Here is a 15,125-nt window from a genome sequence, read left to right as displayed (position 1 = left end):
GACAACGATTTCCTTTACTGAGTTCCGCTTCACTTTATCCACGCAGAGACTGACGCATTTTGAATGCGGAAGTTCTGACTGTGTATCCCGTCACGGACTCGAAATAGCTCGAAAACTTACGAGGAAGCCTGGCCACGCTACGGGCATTTCGACCCTCGCCAGGCGCTTGTTCCTCGAAGAAGGGCACACGGCAACTTAACGGCATCTCTCGCGATTCACAAATGCGTCGATCAAGTTCCAGCCCGCGACCGGTTCTGTGTTTTTTCGGCCCGCAAATCAGTAGTGCAGCGAATCAGGTACGGGGGCTCTATTTCAGCGAATCCACGAATGTTTCGTACGACCTCCATCAAGACGTCTCTTCAGATCCTGGTTTCCGCCACCTCGGTTCCGCTTTCGAATCGGGTGTCAATCACGTCTTGTCTGACTGCGCGATCTCACCCTTCGCGGGTTCCGCGTAAAGCGAGAGGATTGCCGGCAGCACGATCAGATCGCCGATCATCGCCGTCAGCATGGTCATCACCCCCATGCTGGCGAAGATCCGCTGATCTCGCATGTCGCTGAATGTGACCGTGGCAAAACCGGCGACCAGCACCATGGTCGTCATCAGCATCGAAGTCCCTACCGCTTCGAAAGATGCCCTGATCGCCTGATTGCGGGAACTCGACCGGGGCAGTTCTTCCTGGAACCGTGTCAGAAAATGAATCGTGTCATCGACGGCGATTCCCAGACAAATGGTAAAGCAGCAGACGGTGACGATTTCCAGTGGCTGGCCTGTAAAGACCATCCACGTGGCGCAGATCACGAGCGGAAAGATGTTGGGAATCATGGCAATCAGTCCGATGCGGACGGACCTGAAGACCAGTCCCAGCACGCAGATGATAATGAAGGTTTCGCTGCCCAGGCTGGAGCCCAGATCCAGTGCAATACGGTAAAGATCACGCCAGCGGTGAATTGCTGGCCCGGCCAGATGCAGGTGGAAATCAGGATGTTCGCTCATGATCTGCGCGAGGCGACTCTCGATTCGCTCGAAAACCGTGCTGTACTGAGCGATTCCAATGTCCTGAACTCGAAAGGTGACCGTCGCGGACAGGTCTTCCGGCTTGTAAAACGCCCGCTTGAGCGGTGCAGGCAGCAGCTCGATCATTGAGGCACGTTCTTCCGTGGGGCTGTCGCCGGGCAGTGCATCGAGCAGGCTGCGAATCGAAATCGGCGTGCCGATCAATGGCTCGGATTTGAGCAGGTCGTCGACTGCGACGATCACCTTCAGGACCTCAGGCGAATCCGAGGGAATGTTTGCCGACCAGCGAATCCTCACTTCGGAAAATTCCAGTCCTCCCAAGGCACGATCCATCTGATGCAGGGCCTTCGTCGCTTCGGCTCGTTCCGGAAGGAAGCTTGACCGCCGCTCGTCGGGCCGCAACTGAGAAGCAATTGCAGCACAGATGAGTGTCACGGCGATGCCCATCCACGCAATCGGCTTCGGCCGCTTCAGCACCCAGTCGACGATTCCGGTCACCCGATGCAGGTGCTTTTCGACGAAGCCTTCGTTGTGCTCCACAGGTTCCAGACGGATTCCCATGATCCGGTGGCCGAACACGCGGCGGAAAAACTGAGCTGTCCTTGAGAAGTAGGCCAGGGGAATGACAAGCAGAATCGCGATGACCGTCAGGACCACCCCGAGGACGCAGCTCCAGCCGAATTCCCGAACGACCACGTGTTGAGCCAGCGAGAGGGACCAGAAGCCGATGCTGGTGGTGATGGCAGTCAGAAAGCAGGCCAGCCCGACTTCCTGCAGACCCGCTTTTGCCGCGACTCGTTCACTCATTCCCGCCGCATGGAATCGCCGAATCTGCACCATCAGATGCACGCCGTCTGCCAGGCCGATCAGGCTGAGCATCACTGGCAATACAACGTCGTTGAAGGGATTGTCCTGCACGTTGAAGAAATTGAGAAACCCGACGGTCCAGTAGATCCCCAGGACGGGGCCCAGCGACACAATGACGACCGAGACAATTCCGCGGAAGAGGATCGCCGCCATGACCAGAACCACGCCGTAGCCAATCACGCGAAACTTGATGTTATTCTTTTCATGGGTCTGCTCCATCGTCAGCCGGAGTGGTACCTGTCCCGTCACCGCCACTGTGAATTTGACTTCCGGAAATTCCGCCAACGCCTGTTCGGCGGCCCGCCTGAGGTTGACCGTGCAGTCATCGTCGCTCGTGATGTAAAGCCAGTCAAAATTGACGAGCACAATCAATGTTCGACCGTCTGGCGACAGCAACTGCCCTTTCACCAGGGGATTCGCCAAAGCGTGCTCACGGGCAGCGGCAAACCGGGCGGGTGAGGCCTGTGAGTGGGGAAAAAGGGGTTCGCGCAGACCGAAGATATTGAGCACCGGAACCCGGTCCATCCACAGCACCTTCCAGACGTACGGAAGTGACTCGAGTGACTGGACCATGTGACGCAGGGCCTGAGCGCCCGCGGGTGTGAAGATCGAATCAGACTCAATGACCAGGATCGCATCGGATCGGGTGAGATCCAGTGCTTCGACCTGCGGACGGGGTTTCACAACCGGTTGCTCGGTCGGTGCCGCCGGGGCGGCGGCTGGCGCTTCGTTTACGACGGGCTTCGGCAGGAATAGATTCCTGACAAGGTCAGGGTCGATGTAGCCCACCGTGGCGACGGAAGTGATCAGGACCAGGATCAGTACGGCCCAGATGGGGCGATCGACGATCCAGGCGGTCGAGCGTCCGAAGCTATGCGAAATTGACAATCCAGACCCTCGTTCCGTGTGCTCTATCGTTGAGGCCGGCCCCGTTCTGCTGCTGACCGAATCTCTTCACGACTCAGTTTTCCGTCGGCGTCGCTGTCATACTGGTAGAACGCGTACCTGCGGAAGCCGAGCGGAGTTTCGTGTTTCTCAACGACACCGTCCTGATTTTTGTCGAACCGCTTGAAGAAATCGGTCACAAATTGTTCCACCGATTGCGTGTTGACTTTCTCCGATGCAGATTTGACGATCAGCTTCCGCTTGCTCGCCTGAGGCTCGCTCTCCTGTTGAGAATCCCGTGGCTCAGAGACTTCGAAGAAGGTCACTGCCATTTCTTCCCACGTTTGGTCTCCCCACGTTACGGTCTGTGAGGGATCCGGATTCGCGGGGTTCCCCGCTGAATTGTCGAAGTGGGCCGTAAACATCAATTCGTCGAGTTGATCCAGCTTCAGGGGCGTGGTCAGTTCATAGACATGCTGCCAGTTGAAGTCGTAGCGCGGGACATCCAGCAGGGTCTGGACGGAGTCCCCGCGTCGACCTGCCACCTGAATTGCTTTTCCCCGGACGTGCATGTGCGGGACGATCGCGAGCAGCTCAGCCCGTTTAGGGAACCAGCTAACGCTGGAATGAACTGCAAAGTCGGCCGCATGAGGCGGAATCTCGAACTCCTGATCGATCCCCAGCAAGGTGAAAACCTCGTGGGTCACTTCCGACTCGGGAATGAATGTCAATCCGATCTGAGTCAGGTCTTCCTGCGGAGCTCCGTTGGGGGTGTAATGCATCTGGAAGACAAGTTTGGACCCGGCGGGAACACGGCGGGCGTATCCCGGTGCCATGGTAAAGCTGCGCTGCCCCGGGACGTACCCGGTTACGTATCCCACGCCTCGTACGTCGATCCCATCGGGTGGTCGCACGAAGACAATACAGTGATGGACTGTCGGTCGGTTGCCGGGAATGACCTGCGCCCCCGAGACCCAGCGGTCCTCTTCAAAATGCGGATCGACTACGAAGTATTGATACTCGACCGTTCCAATGGCCGGGACCTTAAATGGCTTGTCCCGCATTTTCAGCACGAGGTCCGGTTCCCGCGACAGTTGCCATCCGTCACGAAATTCCGCAGGCGGGGGAAGCTGTGACTCATCGCCGTAAGGCATTCCGGCTTCCACCCACTCCCGAATCCGTTTCTGATCTGATTCCGGCATCAAGCGTGAATTGCGGAAGTGCCCGTATTCCGGATTGGCATTCCACGGCGGCATCCTGCCGGCAGCGATCGTCTCGAGAATTGTCTCGCCCCACCCTTTGACCTCTTCAAAGTCGGTCAGCGAGAACGGGGCAATCTCGCCGGGCCTGTGGCATTCGACGCAATGCTGGTTGAGGATGCGGGTAATTTCCCGGCAGTAAGTCACCACGGGTTGGTCTGGCGAAGGGGACTTCGGAATCTTCACGCGCCCAATCAGGCAGCCCGTCGTTTCGGTTTGGGGGACACTTACGGGTTTTCGGTCCCGTAGTTCTTCAATGGCGACACGCAGATCCTGCCGTGTCGGTTGCCCACGGGAAACGCCCGGCTGGTACTGATCGTCGATCCGCCCCCGATAGCGAACAGCGAAATCCTCGTCGAGGACGAACACTTCCGCCATGTGCTTTGCACCGAACAGATCGGCCACTTGATTGAGCGGATCTTTGAACAGCGGAAAGGTGACTCCGTATTCCTTCGCGAAGGCGGAGACTTCTTCCTGAGAGTCCTGCGAATTGCTGTTGACCCCGATGAAGCGGACCAGCGGCCGATCGGCCTCTTTCTGCGCCGAGAACTCTTTCTCCAACTGACTGAGACGTGGTGCGTAGAGTCGTGCGAGCGGGCATTCCGTTCCGAGGAAACAGACGACCGTCAGCCGGGCCTTCTCTCGCGGAGAGACTTTGACGGCATTTCCGCTGAGATCGGTCAGGCTGAAAGCAGGGATCGTCAGCCCGGCTCCCGGCAGAGCAACGCGATCCTCACCCCCGGCGACGTTGATGAAAACTCCAAGGCACAACATCCATGGCGACAGGCAACAGAATCGTGACATTTTCCGGTCCTTCTGACACCCAACTTACTGAGCCCGAGGGGGACTCGAACGACGGTGAATCAAGACTCTGCATCACGCCGCAGGATCAAGTCACTGTGTCTCGTGGTCCATCACTGTTATCCGATTTCCAGCAATTTCACAAACTCACCGATTTCATCAAAGTAAGCTTGTGCGTTGCATTCCATGATCCGGTTATGGTCCCCTGCGGAAAATCGAATCAGCTTTTTCTGATCGCCTGCCAGCCATTCCAGGTTGCGTTCCGCATGGGAAATTTCGACCATTCCGTCGTTGACGGTGTGCAAAAGCAACGCCGGGCCTCGATACCCTGACAGCTTTTGTCGGTGATGAAAGCGGCGTCGGGCTTCGTCCATCACATCCTGAGGCGTCAACTCCGTCCCCCTGAGGTCGGCGTATTTGAGAAACCGTTCGGCCGGTTCGGCAATTCCGCTTTCCAGGATCAACCCCGCCGTGGTCGGTTGCCGATGGACAAGTTCGATCGCGTACAGCGAGCCGATTGACCGCCCGAAGGCGATGACTCGTTCAGGAGTCAGTCCCGCCGCTTTCATCACCGCTTCGCCGTCACCGAGCATGGCGACAAGCTGTGCTTCACCGGTGGAGGCTCCGTAGCCGCGGTACTCAACAAACAGCGAGTTCAGTCCCTGTGCTGCGAGTTCTTCCGCCATCCAGGGGACATAGTCGGCCACGGCTTCTCCATTGCCATGGAAATGAATCAGCGTCAGTCGCGCCGGGTCGATGACATGGTGAACACAGGCGAGTTCCGCTCCATCGACGGGAACCATCCACGCTTTGCGGACCGTGCGACTTTGAGGAAAGAGGTAGCATCCGCTCACGGCCGGCAGGTCGAGTAAACTGGTCATTGGATTTCCGTATCCCAAGGATCTTCCGCAAAAAGAACTTTTCCCGTCCACCACAAAAGCAACGGTGCCTTCCCAGCGGATTTCGGGCCTTGCACAACCCCCTGGTCATTGCCTGCATCCTTTCCTGTCGGCCGTGTCCACGGCCGTTTCGGCGAGCGGAAGGTCGACCCGGGGGGACGATGCAGGTCCAGGGGGATAGCTCGATCGGGGAACTGGGGCAAAGGCCCGGTGGCCACCGGACTGGTCTGGACTGGTCCGGACCGGTTTCGGCGCGGATTGGGCCCCGACCTCACCCTTGCACTACTTTCCGCTCCAGGCGGATTTCAATCGATAGACTTCCTGCGACTTGAGCTTTGCTGGCTGGCCGTTCGACTGGACCGATACCGACTGGTCGTCCTGCTTGGCGATAAACGGTACCGGCACGTAGGTGGCACCGTTACTGGCGAAAACTTCCAGTGCGGTCCGATCGGTGAAGATCTGCACGCGTTGTTTGCCCCCGACAAGCGGCGCTGCTGCGCGGTGGCCATTCACGACAATTTCCTGCTTCCCGGCGTCGTACTGAATTTTCGCACCACGAATCTGGAACTCGACCGTTTCCGCCGCATTCGGTTCCCATTCCGCAATGAGTTCAATCAGCTCGGATCTGAAAGTGGAAAGTTTGTCGGCCTGATTGGGTCCATCGCGCAGCGTCACCAGTTCTGGAACCGGAGTCCGCGACAGTCGCGGACCGTCCGGCGTCGATACCAGATTTAAGATGCAGGGAAGTGTCTGGAGATGATTGAATGACATTCCCGGTGAAGGGGCCTGCATCCAGGCGATCTGGATCCGTTTGCCACCGGGAAGATCGCTGAACGTCTGGGCGGCGTAGAAACCAATCCCCTGTACATCTTTGACGCGGCTCGAATCGGCCGCGAACGTTCGACCGTCAAAATCGCCAACGGCATAGACGCTGTTCGCTGCCGTCAGAACCCATTTCTTCCGGGTCGCATCGCCATCGACGGGAAGTTCAAACAAGTCCGGACACTCATACAGGAACGTGTCCCCTTCGGTTCCCCCCTTCACGACGCTTTCCAGCGACCATTCCTTGAGGTTGGCGGAAGTCAGGATGTGAACCGTATGCAGCTTACCCGGTAGTTCCACGTAAAGGACCATGACCCAGCGGCCCGTCGGCTCATGCCAGAAGACTTTCGGATCGCGGTTGCCCGGCGTGAATTCTTTGACGACCGGGTTTCCTTCGTACTTCGTGAACTTTCGTCCGTCCAGGCTATACGCGATGCACTGCACTGTCGGAGAACCGGCGGCGGTGTAGATCAGGACCAGCGGTGGTTTTCCCTCTTTGCCGAAGCCGCTGGTATTCTTCCAGTCGATGACGGCGCTGCCGCTGAACATCGGACCCATGTCATCCGGGTAGAGGGCTTCGCCATGTTCCTTCCAATGGACTAGATCGCGACTGGTCGCGTGGCCCCAGTGCATATTTCCCCAATTCCAGCCGTACGGATTGTGCTGGAAGAAGAGGTGGTATTCGCCATTGAAATAGACCAGCCCGTTCGGGTCGTTCATCCAGCCACGACGGGGTGAAAAATGGAGCTGCGAACGGAGCGGTTCAGCATACAGATTCTCTCCGTCAAGCAGCGTGTCTGACTGTTTAGCAGTCTCCAGTCCCTTTGAATTTTCTGGCAGGAAATTGGCTGTGATGGTCAGCTTTCGACCGGCCCAGGGACTGATATCGAGCGGAGCCCACCACTGTGGTTCGGCATCAGCCAGTTCAATATCGAAGCGACGGACCTCTTTTCCATCCACACTGACAGTGACGACGCGTGATCGAGCTCCAGTTTTGACGGGGAAATGCAGCCACTGATGTTCGGCGACAAGTTCACGAGTGACGTTCTGCACGAGCGGAACGGGTGGCTTGAACAACGGAGCGGTACCGCGGTCGTCCGTCAGCACGATCTGATCCACGTTAATATGTCCCCATCCCCCCTGGCGTCGGTCGATGATGGCGATGACGGCCTCTTTCCCCAGAAACGGGCGAACGTCCCAGGCTGCCGGCTCCAGGCGTTCCGTTCCGCCCCCCTGTGTATTGGGGCCGGTGGCGGTCCTGACGACCTTTCCGTCAACCTGCAGGTTGATACAGGTTTCGTCTTCCCAGCCACCGCCACCAATCAGGAACGTGACGAAATTCCGTTCAATCTTAAATGGAGGAGAAACCAGTTCCCCCGTCGCGTTGTCTCCACCGGTGAACGAATTGACGAGCCCTTTTCCTGAGAAGCCGTCGACGAACATCTGGCCAGCCAGCGCCCCCTGCGCCGGACCGGCCCCGAACGCGGTTCCGGTCACTTTCCAATTGCCGTAGTCGGCACCTTCGAAATCGGCAATGAGCACGGGGTCCGCGGCTTCGGCAAACGGGATCGCCAGAACCCAGGCGGCGATACAAACGGTTGACCAGATCACTTTCACAAACATACTCCTCACAATCCCATCAATTCCGGCGCCGTCAGGAACGCAACTTGGGACGCCATTCATCCTGTGCCAGCTCATTGTTTCGATAGAGTTCGATCAAACGCTCAAGCATCTCGATATCACAACGAAACTGTTCGCCGCGCTCGGTGTCAGACATGCGGCGGGGACGATCCCATTCGCGGATCACTGAAACACTGGGAACGATGTCAATTCCGTCGCGAACCGCTGATTCGACCGATTCAAAATGGTGGTGTTTGGCAAGAAGCGTCTTTTCCGGTCCGAGTACCAGTGTGTAGCCATGATCTCCGTAGGCTTCGGAGAACGCTCCATCGATTGTAATGGCCTTGCCACTTTTCTTCAGTGGTGATTCAGCGGCATCAATTTTGACCGGGACGTGCCCGTTGACGATCAATCCCTGTTTGCAGTTCACGCCGAATTCCGTCAGCACCTTTTCACAGAACCAGGGCTCGTCGACGAGGTTGAAGTAGGGATCTTTGTTTTCGTGGTGGGGCGTCTTGTCGGCGATGAAGTCCCGTTCGAACGTCGCGATACGGTCTTTTCCGAACAGAGGAGAGCGAGGACCGCTCCACAGGTACCACAGCACGTCCAGGTGACGCTGCTGTCGCTGCTCCATCGCCCATGCGATGACTCGTTCCAGTGAGTCGAACAATGCTCGACCACTCAACAATTTGCCGTCGACCGGCATCGGCAGGAATTCACCTTCGGAGGTACAGGGGACGCAGCCATGGAAAATCAGATGCTCGTCGCGCCGCAGGTACATGGCCCCATGGCTGACGAGATACCGAAGTTGCTCGTTCAGGGTCTGGCTGTTCACAAAACTGTACTTCAGCCTCGCCATGCAGAGTTCTTCCTGCGGCGTCAATTCGTAAGGGTGTTCCGGATCAAGTGTGGGAAACAGGTTGTCGCGAAGGGCATATTTCACCCCATCGACGGTCACTGTCCCCTCGGCCTGGTTGATGTGGTGCAGCAGGCGACGATGGTCCAGCTCCCATTCGGGATTGCGGGCGAACATCTGGCCCTCCAGCTTGAACTGCATGATCGCAGCCGCTTTCTGCATCCGTGCGACGATCAGATCCGAACGCATTCCGCTCGATTTGGGCATGAAATGGGCAGCAGGGTCATCTCCATAGACGGTTCGCGCCAAGTGTTCCAGCGGTGTGAGTGGGATACTGTAGCCTTCGTCGAGCTGACCGAGCCGACGGTACCGCAGTGAGACCCGCAGTACGTGGGCGATCAGTGCTTCATGCCCCAGTCCCGCGCCGAGCCATGCAACGTCGTGGTTCCCCCAGACGAACGAGACGTTCGGCTGGTCTCGCAGGTAATCGACAACGCGGTCCCCCCGCGGTCCCCGGTCCCAGCAGTCCCCCGCAATGATCAACTCGTAAATGGCCAGGTTCCGGATCAGCCGACCTGTAATGTGAATGAGATGAAGCGCTCGTCCGCGGCGGTGCATTTCGTCCACCACGGCATCGACGAATTCCTGTCCCCGTCCGTTGCTCGGTTCATGCAGCATTTCGGCGAACAGGTTCGCGTATTCCTGCGGGAAGACCTGGGTGGCGCGCTTGAGGCTGTAATTGGATGCCAGTACGCGGACCAGTTCAAACTGGTGACGTAGTGTCTTCCGGGCAAAACATCTCAGCGCGTCCGGGTCGGTCAGTTTCTTTTCCAACTGAGCCGTGACTTCAGCGGGATAGAAGATGAGTGTCAGAAATTCGGTGAACTCCTTGGGATCCATCCGGTCCTTGAAGAGTCGTTCAACGAGAGGGCGAAGTGTTCCCGAAGCGTTATTGATGACGTGACGCAGCTTTTTATGTTCACCATGGATGTCACTGATCACATGGACTGTCCCTTTGGGAAGGGTCAGAACGGCCGAAAGGCGAGCGATTTCCGCCAGGGCGGAATCGATGTTGGGAAACTGCGTGGCGAGAGCGCGGAGCAGCGTCAGTTCATATCGTCGAGGCCGTTCCTCGCAGTTCCCGCGCTCGCAGGGATGTGATTCATGACCTGTACCCGACATCGTGATTGGACTGCCGTCAACGTTCATCGATCACATTTCCGTCTGTAGAATTCCTTCGACTCGTACATGAGCCGTTCGCTGCATCAGCGTACCGAGCTAGCGACCCAATCTGAAGCTCATCCCTACGAAGAAGTGGGCCGAATTCCGCCCAAACTGGTGTCCACTCCCTGGGAAAGTCCGAATTCCGTACATGCGAACTGTGCTGCAATTTCCAGCCGCATCAAGCTGATCGAGCTGCGATACGGCCCAATCGCGAAAATTGAATCTGCAGGAACTGAGGTGGGCAAATGCGGACCACAATTCAACCGTTTTCTCCGGCTGGGAATGTAAGTTGCAGCGGCGGTGAGGCTCGCAACGGCTGCGGTGAACGGCGATCGTGTCAAAGACAATGTTGTGGCGATTCGGGAATCGCCGTGGTGAGATGCTGCTGCAACCTGTCTGACATTTGAAGTCGAACGCGACACCGAAGTTGCGGACATAGTTGAATGCGGTGGGGAGTGCAGTATTCTACCGCTCGTTGAAACGAACATGAAAAACTAACAAGGAGTTGCATCCGATGTCTGCTAACTCGACATGGTTTCGCTATTGCCAGTATCTGGTTTCTGACCGGCAGCTCGGATTTTCGCTCGATATCAGTCGTGTTCGGTTTAATGAGGCAGACCTGGCATCGTTACTTCCGCGAGTCGAGGCGGCGATCGGTGCGATGGAAACTCTCGAACGGGGTGCGATTGCGAATACCGATGAGAACCGGATGGTGGGTCATTACTGGCTGCGGGCTCCAGAACTTGCCCCATCAGCCGAAATTGCGGCGGACATCCGCCAGACCCAGGGTCGCATTATCGAGTTTGCGAAAGAGATTCATGAAGGGGTCGTCCAGGGGGCGGAAGGCCAGTTCCAGTTCCTGCTGGTGATCGGAATCGGTGGCTCGGCACTGGGCCCTCAATTCGTGGCTCAGGCTTTGGGCTCACCGCTTGACGAGATTCTTCCGTTTTTCATCGATAACACCGATCCTGACGGAATCGATCAAGTTCTGGGAGAACTCGACGGCCAGCTCGGAAGTACACTGGTGCTGGTCATCTCCAAGTCCGGGGGAACGCCCGAGACACGAAACGGAATGCTGGAAGTCCAGAAGGCATATCAGGCGGCCGGACTCAACTTTGCCGAACATGCCGTGGCGATTACCCAGGACGGAAGCAAGCTGCACCAGACCGCCACGAGCGAAAACTGGCTCAAGACATTTCCGATGTGGGATTGGGTCGGTGGTCGCACTTCGGTTCTCTCGGCGGTGGGGCTGCTTCCTGCAGCTCTGCAGGGGATTGCGGTGGAAGACCTGCTGGCGGGTGCGGCGGCCATGGACCGTCTGACGCGCATCACGGACCCCTGGAAGAACCCGGCCGGACTGCTCGCCTTAATCTGGTTTCACATTGGCAACGGCCAGGGTGCGAAGGACATGGTGATTCTGCCGTATAAGGATCGACTTTCGTTATTCAGCCGGTATCTGCAGCAACTCGTGATGGAGTCGCTTGGGAAAGAGCTTGATCGGCAGGGAAAAGTCGTCCATCAGGGACTCGCCGTTTATGGTAATAAAGGCTCCACCGACCAGCACGCCTATGTTCAGCAACTTCGAGACGGGATCGCGAACTTCTTCGTGACGTTCATTCAGGTCCTGAAAGATCGGGAAGATCCGTCACTGGAAGTTGAGCCCGGAATTACCACGGGCGACTATCTGCATGGCCTTTATCTCGGAACACGCGAAGCGCTGGGAGATAACCGGCGCGATACGATCACAATTACGATCGACGAAGTGAATGGCCGCAGCGTCGGTGCCCTGATCGCACTCTACGAACGCGCCGTGGGACTGTATGCAGAACTGATCAACGTCAACGCGTACCATCAGCCCGGCGTCGAAGCAGGCAAGAAAGCCGCAGCGGTTGTGCTCGAGCTTCAATCTCTGGTTCTTGGTCATCTGAAGGGACTGAGCGAACCTCAAACGGCCGAACAGATTGCTGCGGGAATCGAGCAGCCTGATGAGGTCGAATGGGTCTTCAAAATCCTGCAACATCTGGCTGCCAACCCCAGCCGGGGAGTGGTCCAGACCACCGGCGACACTCCTAATCTGGCCAAGTTCCGAGCAGTCTCTTAGCGAACCGGCAACAAAGTCGCCCTGCTCGGGTCACAGACAGCAGGACCGGTGTCCCGCGAATGAAGTTGGTTTCTTGTCAGGCCACTGCTCCTCAAAGCAGTGGCCTGATGCCGTTCGTCAGGTCGCAGATGTCCGTTTCGAGGGAAGTTGTTGCGGGCAAGGGGCGAACAGTTGCCCGTCGCCCGCATTGGCTGAACTTCTCATCAAGCGCCCGCACAGACAAGATTGAGTTTCGCCCAAAGTCCCCTTGCGAGTCGCAAATGGATTGGTTCCGATGGTAGGATCACGGAGTGCAGGGTGATTGACCCGTCAGGCTGGTGTGAAGCGGACGAAGACATCACGCAACGACGTCGGACAGACAAGAGGGATTTACACCATGAAGATCGCGATTCGTCGAATTTTGTTCCCCACGGACTTTAGTGCTCCCGCCAAAGAAGCCCAGCTCTACGCGATGTCACTCGCTGACCGCTTCGGTGCTGAGCTTCATCTGCTGCATGTCGTTCCCCTCGTGATTCCGTACCCTGATGCCTCATTCCCCTGGGTCGTGCCGGAAAAAGAGATGCAATTACAGGTGGATGCCGCTCAGCAGCATCTGGTGAAAGAGCTGGACCCGGAATGGGCGAAAGATCATACCGTGGTGTACAAAGCCGTCATGGGCCTCGCCGTCGATGAGATTCTCGGCTATGTCAAAGAGCACGAAATTGACCTGATCGTCGTCGGGACGCACGGCCACTCCGGGCTGGCACGCATGCTGATCGGTTCCGTTGCCGAGAAACTGGTTCGCACCTCAAGCTGCCCGGTGCTGACCGTCCATCCGACCGGACATCAGTTCGTGATCGAGTCGCCTGAAGAGCGTGCGTCGAAGCTGCCATCCTGATCGGCGAATGCCTCAGACGTTTTCTCTGCGACAGTCGCGGAATCGGGGCCTCGTCTGACGATGACGGGCCGATGACTTCCGAAATCCCGGGTGAGTACATTCTTACCCGGGTGATTCTTGATCGGATCACAAGGACTGTCGGATTCTGCCGCCGAGTCGTGCGAGGAACGAGAGGCGCGATTATCGGTGAATCACTTCCCTGAGTTTTACAGCGAGGCGACGGCCGGCCAACAGGATCCGTTCCTGCGCACTGCGCCGGGCTCGCTGGAGTCCCTCGGGCGGGAAAAGGGGAACGTCGGCGTCTGACAGGGGTTTGACTGCGGAAGGATCCAGAAGCACAAGCGGCAGTTTTCCATCGAGATAAGCCGAAGTTTTGGCGACACGATAACTTTCGCCCGCCCAGTCGCGAAACGTGAGGTGCGTGGTCAGATCAGACGCGGTTGCCTGCTTGAGAGCCGGATCGCGGGCAATTCTTTCTGCCTGTTGCCGGATCTGATCAAAGCGGGAGTCGTCCGAGAACATTTCATCCCAGATTCGATGCAGGTTCTTGGGGGGCGACTCAGCGTCCTTCCGAACCGCCAGCCGGTTACCACCCTGATCGTGATGGGGCGAGTCGGGAAACAACTTGCGATCGACCAGTGCGACGACGTGCATCGGCTGGTGCAGGTCGCCGATGAGGTGCATCAGCCAGGCCATTCGGATTGCTCGATTTTGTGCGTCAGTGACTTTGGGAACTCGCTGCGGGTCCCGACGTCCATCCACGAGAACCTTCATCGTCTGATCGAGTTCATTGAGGATGTTTGACTCGTCCGACAGATGATGCTCAGGAAGTCGTTCACCCTTCTGCCCCGCCGTATACGCGAAATTGACATAGTGCCACGTACTGCGGTGGTACTTATAGATCGGGTGCCGGGAATGATCCTCACGGGTGGATGACTTCGGGGGTCGAACGTAATCGGGCCAGACCGATGCCTTGAGAAAAATCCATTCCTGCTCTGAGACCGATGAAGGTTTCCCCTTTAGCAGCAGTCGTTCACGATGCGGATGCTCATTGAGAATGGCGACAACAGACGCCTGTTCGGTCGGGGTTAACTCGTCCCAGGCGATGCGGGCGATCGTCATGTGGCCCGCATCATTCCAGGCACGTCCCTCACTGCTTCCGCTCAGCAGGAGGAGAAATGCGAGCATGAGAATGACGACTGGTTGCCGGGAACTCGGACGCCGGATGCATTCCCCTGGAGTGATCAGGATGGAGCCCCTCCGAAGCCTGTGCGAAGCTGTCCGCGGGCAAAGATGACTTTTCATATCCGGCCTGGCATGGTGAACGGAAGCTCTAACCGGACTTAGTCGTTGGGAAGGGGATGCGTCATGAAATGTCGCAGGATCGCTTCCAGCAGGGGATTGATGGTGAATCGCTGCACGTCGTGCGGCGGATGCCACCGCTTCCATTCGTGCCCGGCATGTTCGGTGACTGAGATGGGAAAATTTTCGGAAATCCAACCCAGGAAAATGACCAACGTCTTCTCGACACGCTCGTGGCCGAATCGGGGTTCGACGGGATAGTACTTCTCTTCGTAGCGGAATTCCGGGTCAATTTTGACAGCCTCCTGAGGGATGCCGGTCTCTTCCCACATTTCGCGCAGTGCCGTTTGCAGTTCGGTTTCACCCTCTTCGGTATGACCTTTGGGAAGATCATATCGATGTGGGTGTTTCATGAGCAAAAACGACAACTCGGGCATACGACGGAAGACAATCACGCCGCATGATTTCACTTGAAGCATGAGGTCTATCCCCTGCAGAACAGGATTTTCAGTGTAAACAACAGCAGTTGGCGAGACACCATGGCGCTAACTTTACCGAACGGTCCTGTCTGCGATTGGCACTTTTCAAAACGGA

Annotated in this window: 9 protein-coding genes; 2 read left to right on the top strand and 7 right to left on the bottom strand. The window is 57.3% G+C overall.

Annotation, left to right across the window (positions count from 1 at the left end):
- Positions 1–409: 409 nt before the first annotated feature.
- From ACGY09_RS05285 to ACGY09_RS05265, 5 genes are all read right to left on the bottom strand, one after another.
- Complete coding sequence (locus ACGY09_RS05285; RefSeq protein ID WP_397570751.1) at positions 410–2,773, bottom strand: RND family transporter; 2,364 nt, start codon at positions 2,771–2,773, stop codon at positions 410–412.
- Positions 2,774–2,796: 23 nt separating this feature from the next.
- On the bottom strand, positions 2,797–4,833 hold the full coding sequence (locus ACGY09_RS05280; RefSeq protein WP_397570750.1) for a redoxin domain-containing protein: 2,037 nt from the start codon (positions 4,831–4,833) through the stop codon (positions 2,797–2,799).
- 116 nt (positions 4,834–4,949) lie between these two features.
- On the bottom strand, positions 4,950–5,711 hold the full coding sequence (locus ACGY09_RS05275) for an alpha/beta hydrolase (protein WP_397570749.1): 762 nt from the start codon (positions 5,709–5,711) through the stop codon (positions 4,950–4,952).
- A gap of 300 nt (positions 5,712–6,011) precedes the next feature.
- Positions 6,012–8,168 (bottom strand): glycoside hydrolase family 32 protein, encoded by a 2,157-nt coding sequence (locus ACGY09_RS05270; protein ID WP_397570748.1) that lies wholly within the window; start codon positions 8,166–8,168, stop codon positions 6,012–6,014.
- 37 nt (positions 8,169–8,205) lie between these two features.
- Entirely contained in the window at positions 8,206–10,236 is a 2,031-nt protein-coding gene (locus ACGY09_RS05265) for a fructose-bisphosphatase class III (protein ID WP_397570747.1), read from the bottom strand.
- Positions 10,237–10,765: 529 nt separating this feature from the next.
- Between ACGY09_RS05265 and ACGY09_RS05260 the strand changes: the two genes are divergently transcribed.
- Together ACGY09_RS05260 and ACGY09_RS05255 are read left to right on the top strand one after the other, a co-directional pair.
- Complete coding sequence (locus tag ACGY09_RS05260; RefSeq protein WP_397570746.1) at positions 10,766–12,352, top strand: glucose-6-phosphate isomerase; 1,587 nt, start codon at positions 10,766–10,768, stop codon at positions 12,350–12,352.
- A 376-nt stretch (positions 12,353–12,728) separates the two neighbouring features.
- Positions 12,729–13,229 (top strand): universal stress protein, encoded by a 501-nt coding sequence (locus ACGY09_RS05255; protein WP_397570745.1) that lies wholly within the window; start codon positions 12,729–12,731, stop codon positions 13,227–13,229.
- Positions 13,230–13,409: 180 nt separating this feature from the next.
- Here the strand turns inward: ACGY09_RS05255 and ACGY09_RS05250 are convergent, their stop codons facing one another.
- Positions 13,410–14,417: a S1/P1 nuclease gene (locus ACGY09_RS05250; RefSeq protein WP_397570744.1), complete on the bottom strand. Its 1,008-nt coding sequence runs from the start codon at positions 14,415–14,417 to the stop codon at positions 13,410–13,412.
- A gap of 155 nt (positions 14,418–14,572) precedes the next feature.
- The gene (locus ACGY09_RS05245) at positions 14,573–15,010 is read right to left on the bottom strand and encodes a bis(5'-nucleosyl)-tetraphosphatase (protein WP_373651318.1); all 438 of its coding nucleotides are present in this window, start codon (positions 15,008–15,010) and stop codon (positions 14,573–14,575) included.
- Positions 15,011–15,125: the final 115 nt, after the last annotated feature.

Source organism: Schlesneria sphaerica (genome assembly GCF_044336245.1).
Lineage (GTDB): Bacteria > Planctomycetota > Planctomycetia > Planctomycetales > Planctomycetaceae > Schlesneria > Schlesneria sphaerica.
This window is presented reverse-complemented; position numbering and strand designations above follow the sequence as displayed.

Excerpts from the sequence above, each read along its gene's own strand:
- ACGY09_RS05280 (WP_397570750.1), bottom strand. The coding sequence starts at position 4,833 with ATGTCACGATTCTGTTGCCTGTCGCCATGGATGTTGTGCCTTGGAGTT.
- ACGY09_RS05275 (WP_397570749.1), bottom strand. The coding sequence starts at position 5,711 with ATGACCAGTTTACTCGACCTGCCGGCCGTGAGCGGATGCTACCTCTTT.
- ACGY09_RS05265 (WP_397570747.1), bottom strand. The coding sequence starts at position 10,236 with ATGAACGTTGACGGCAGTCCAATCACGATGTCGGGTACAGGTCATGAA.
- ACGY09_RS05260 (WP_397570746.1), top strand. The coding sequence starts at position 10,766 with ATGTCTGCTAACTCGACATGGTTTCGCTATTGCCAGTATCTGGTTTCT.
- ACGY09_RS05255 (WP_397570745.1), top strand. The coding sequence starts at position 12,729 with ATGAAGATCGCGATTCGTCGAATTTTGTTCCCCACGGACTTTAGTGCT.
- ACGY09_RS05250 (WP_397570744.1), bottom strand. The coding sequence starts at position 14,417 with ATGCTCGCATTTCTCCTCCTGCTGAGCGGAAGCAGTGAGGGACGTGCC.
- ACGY09_RS05245 (WP_373651318.1), bottom strand. The coding sequence starts at position 15,010 with ATGCTTCAAGTGAAATCATGCGGCGTGATTGTCTTCCGTCGTATGCCC.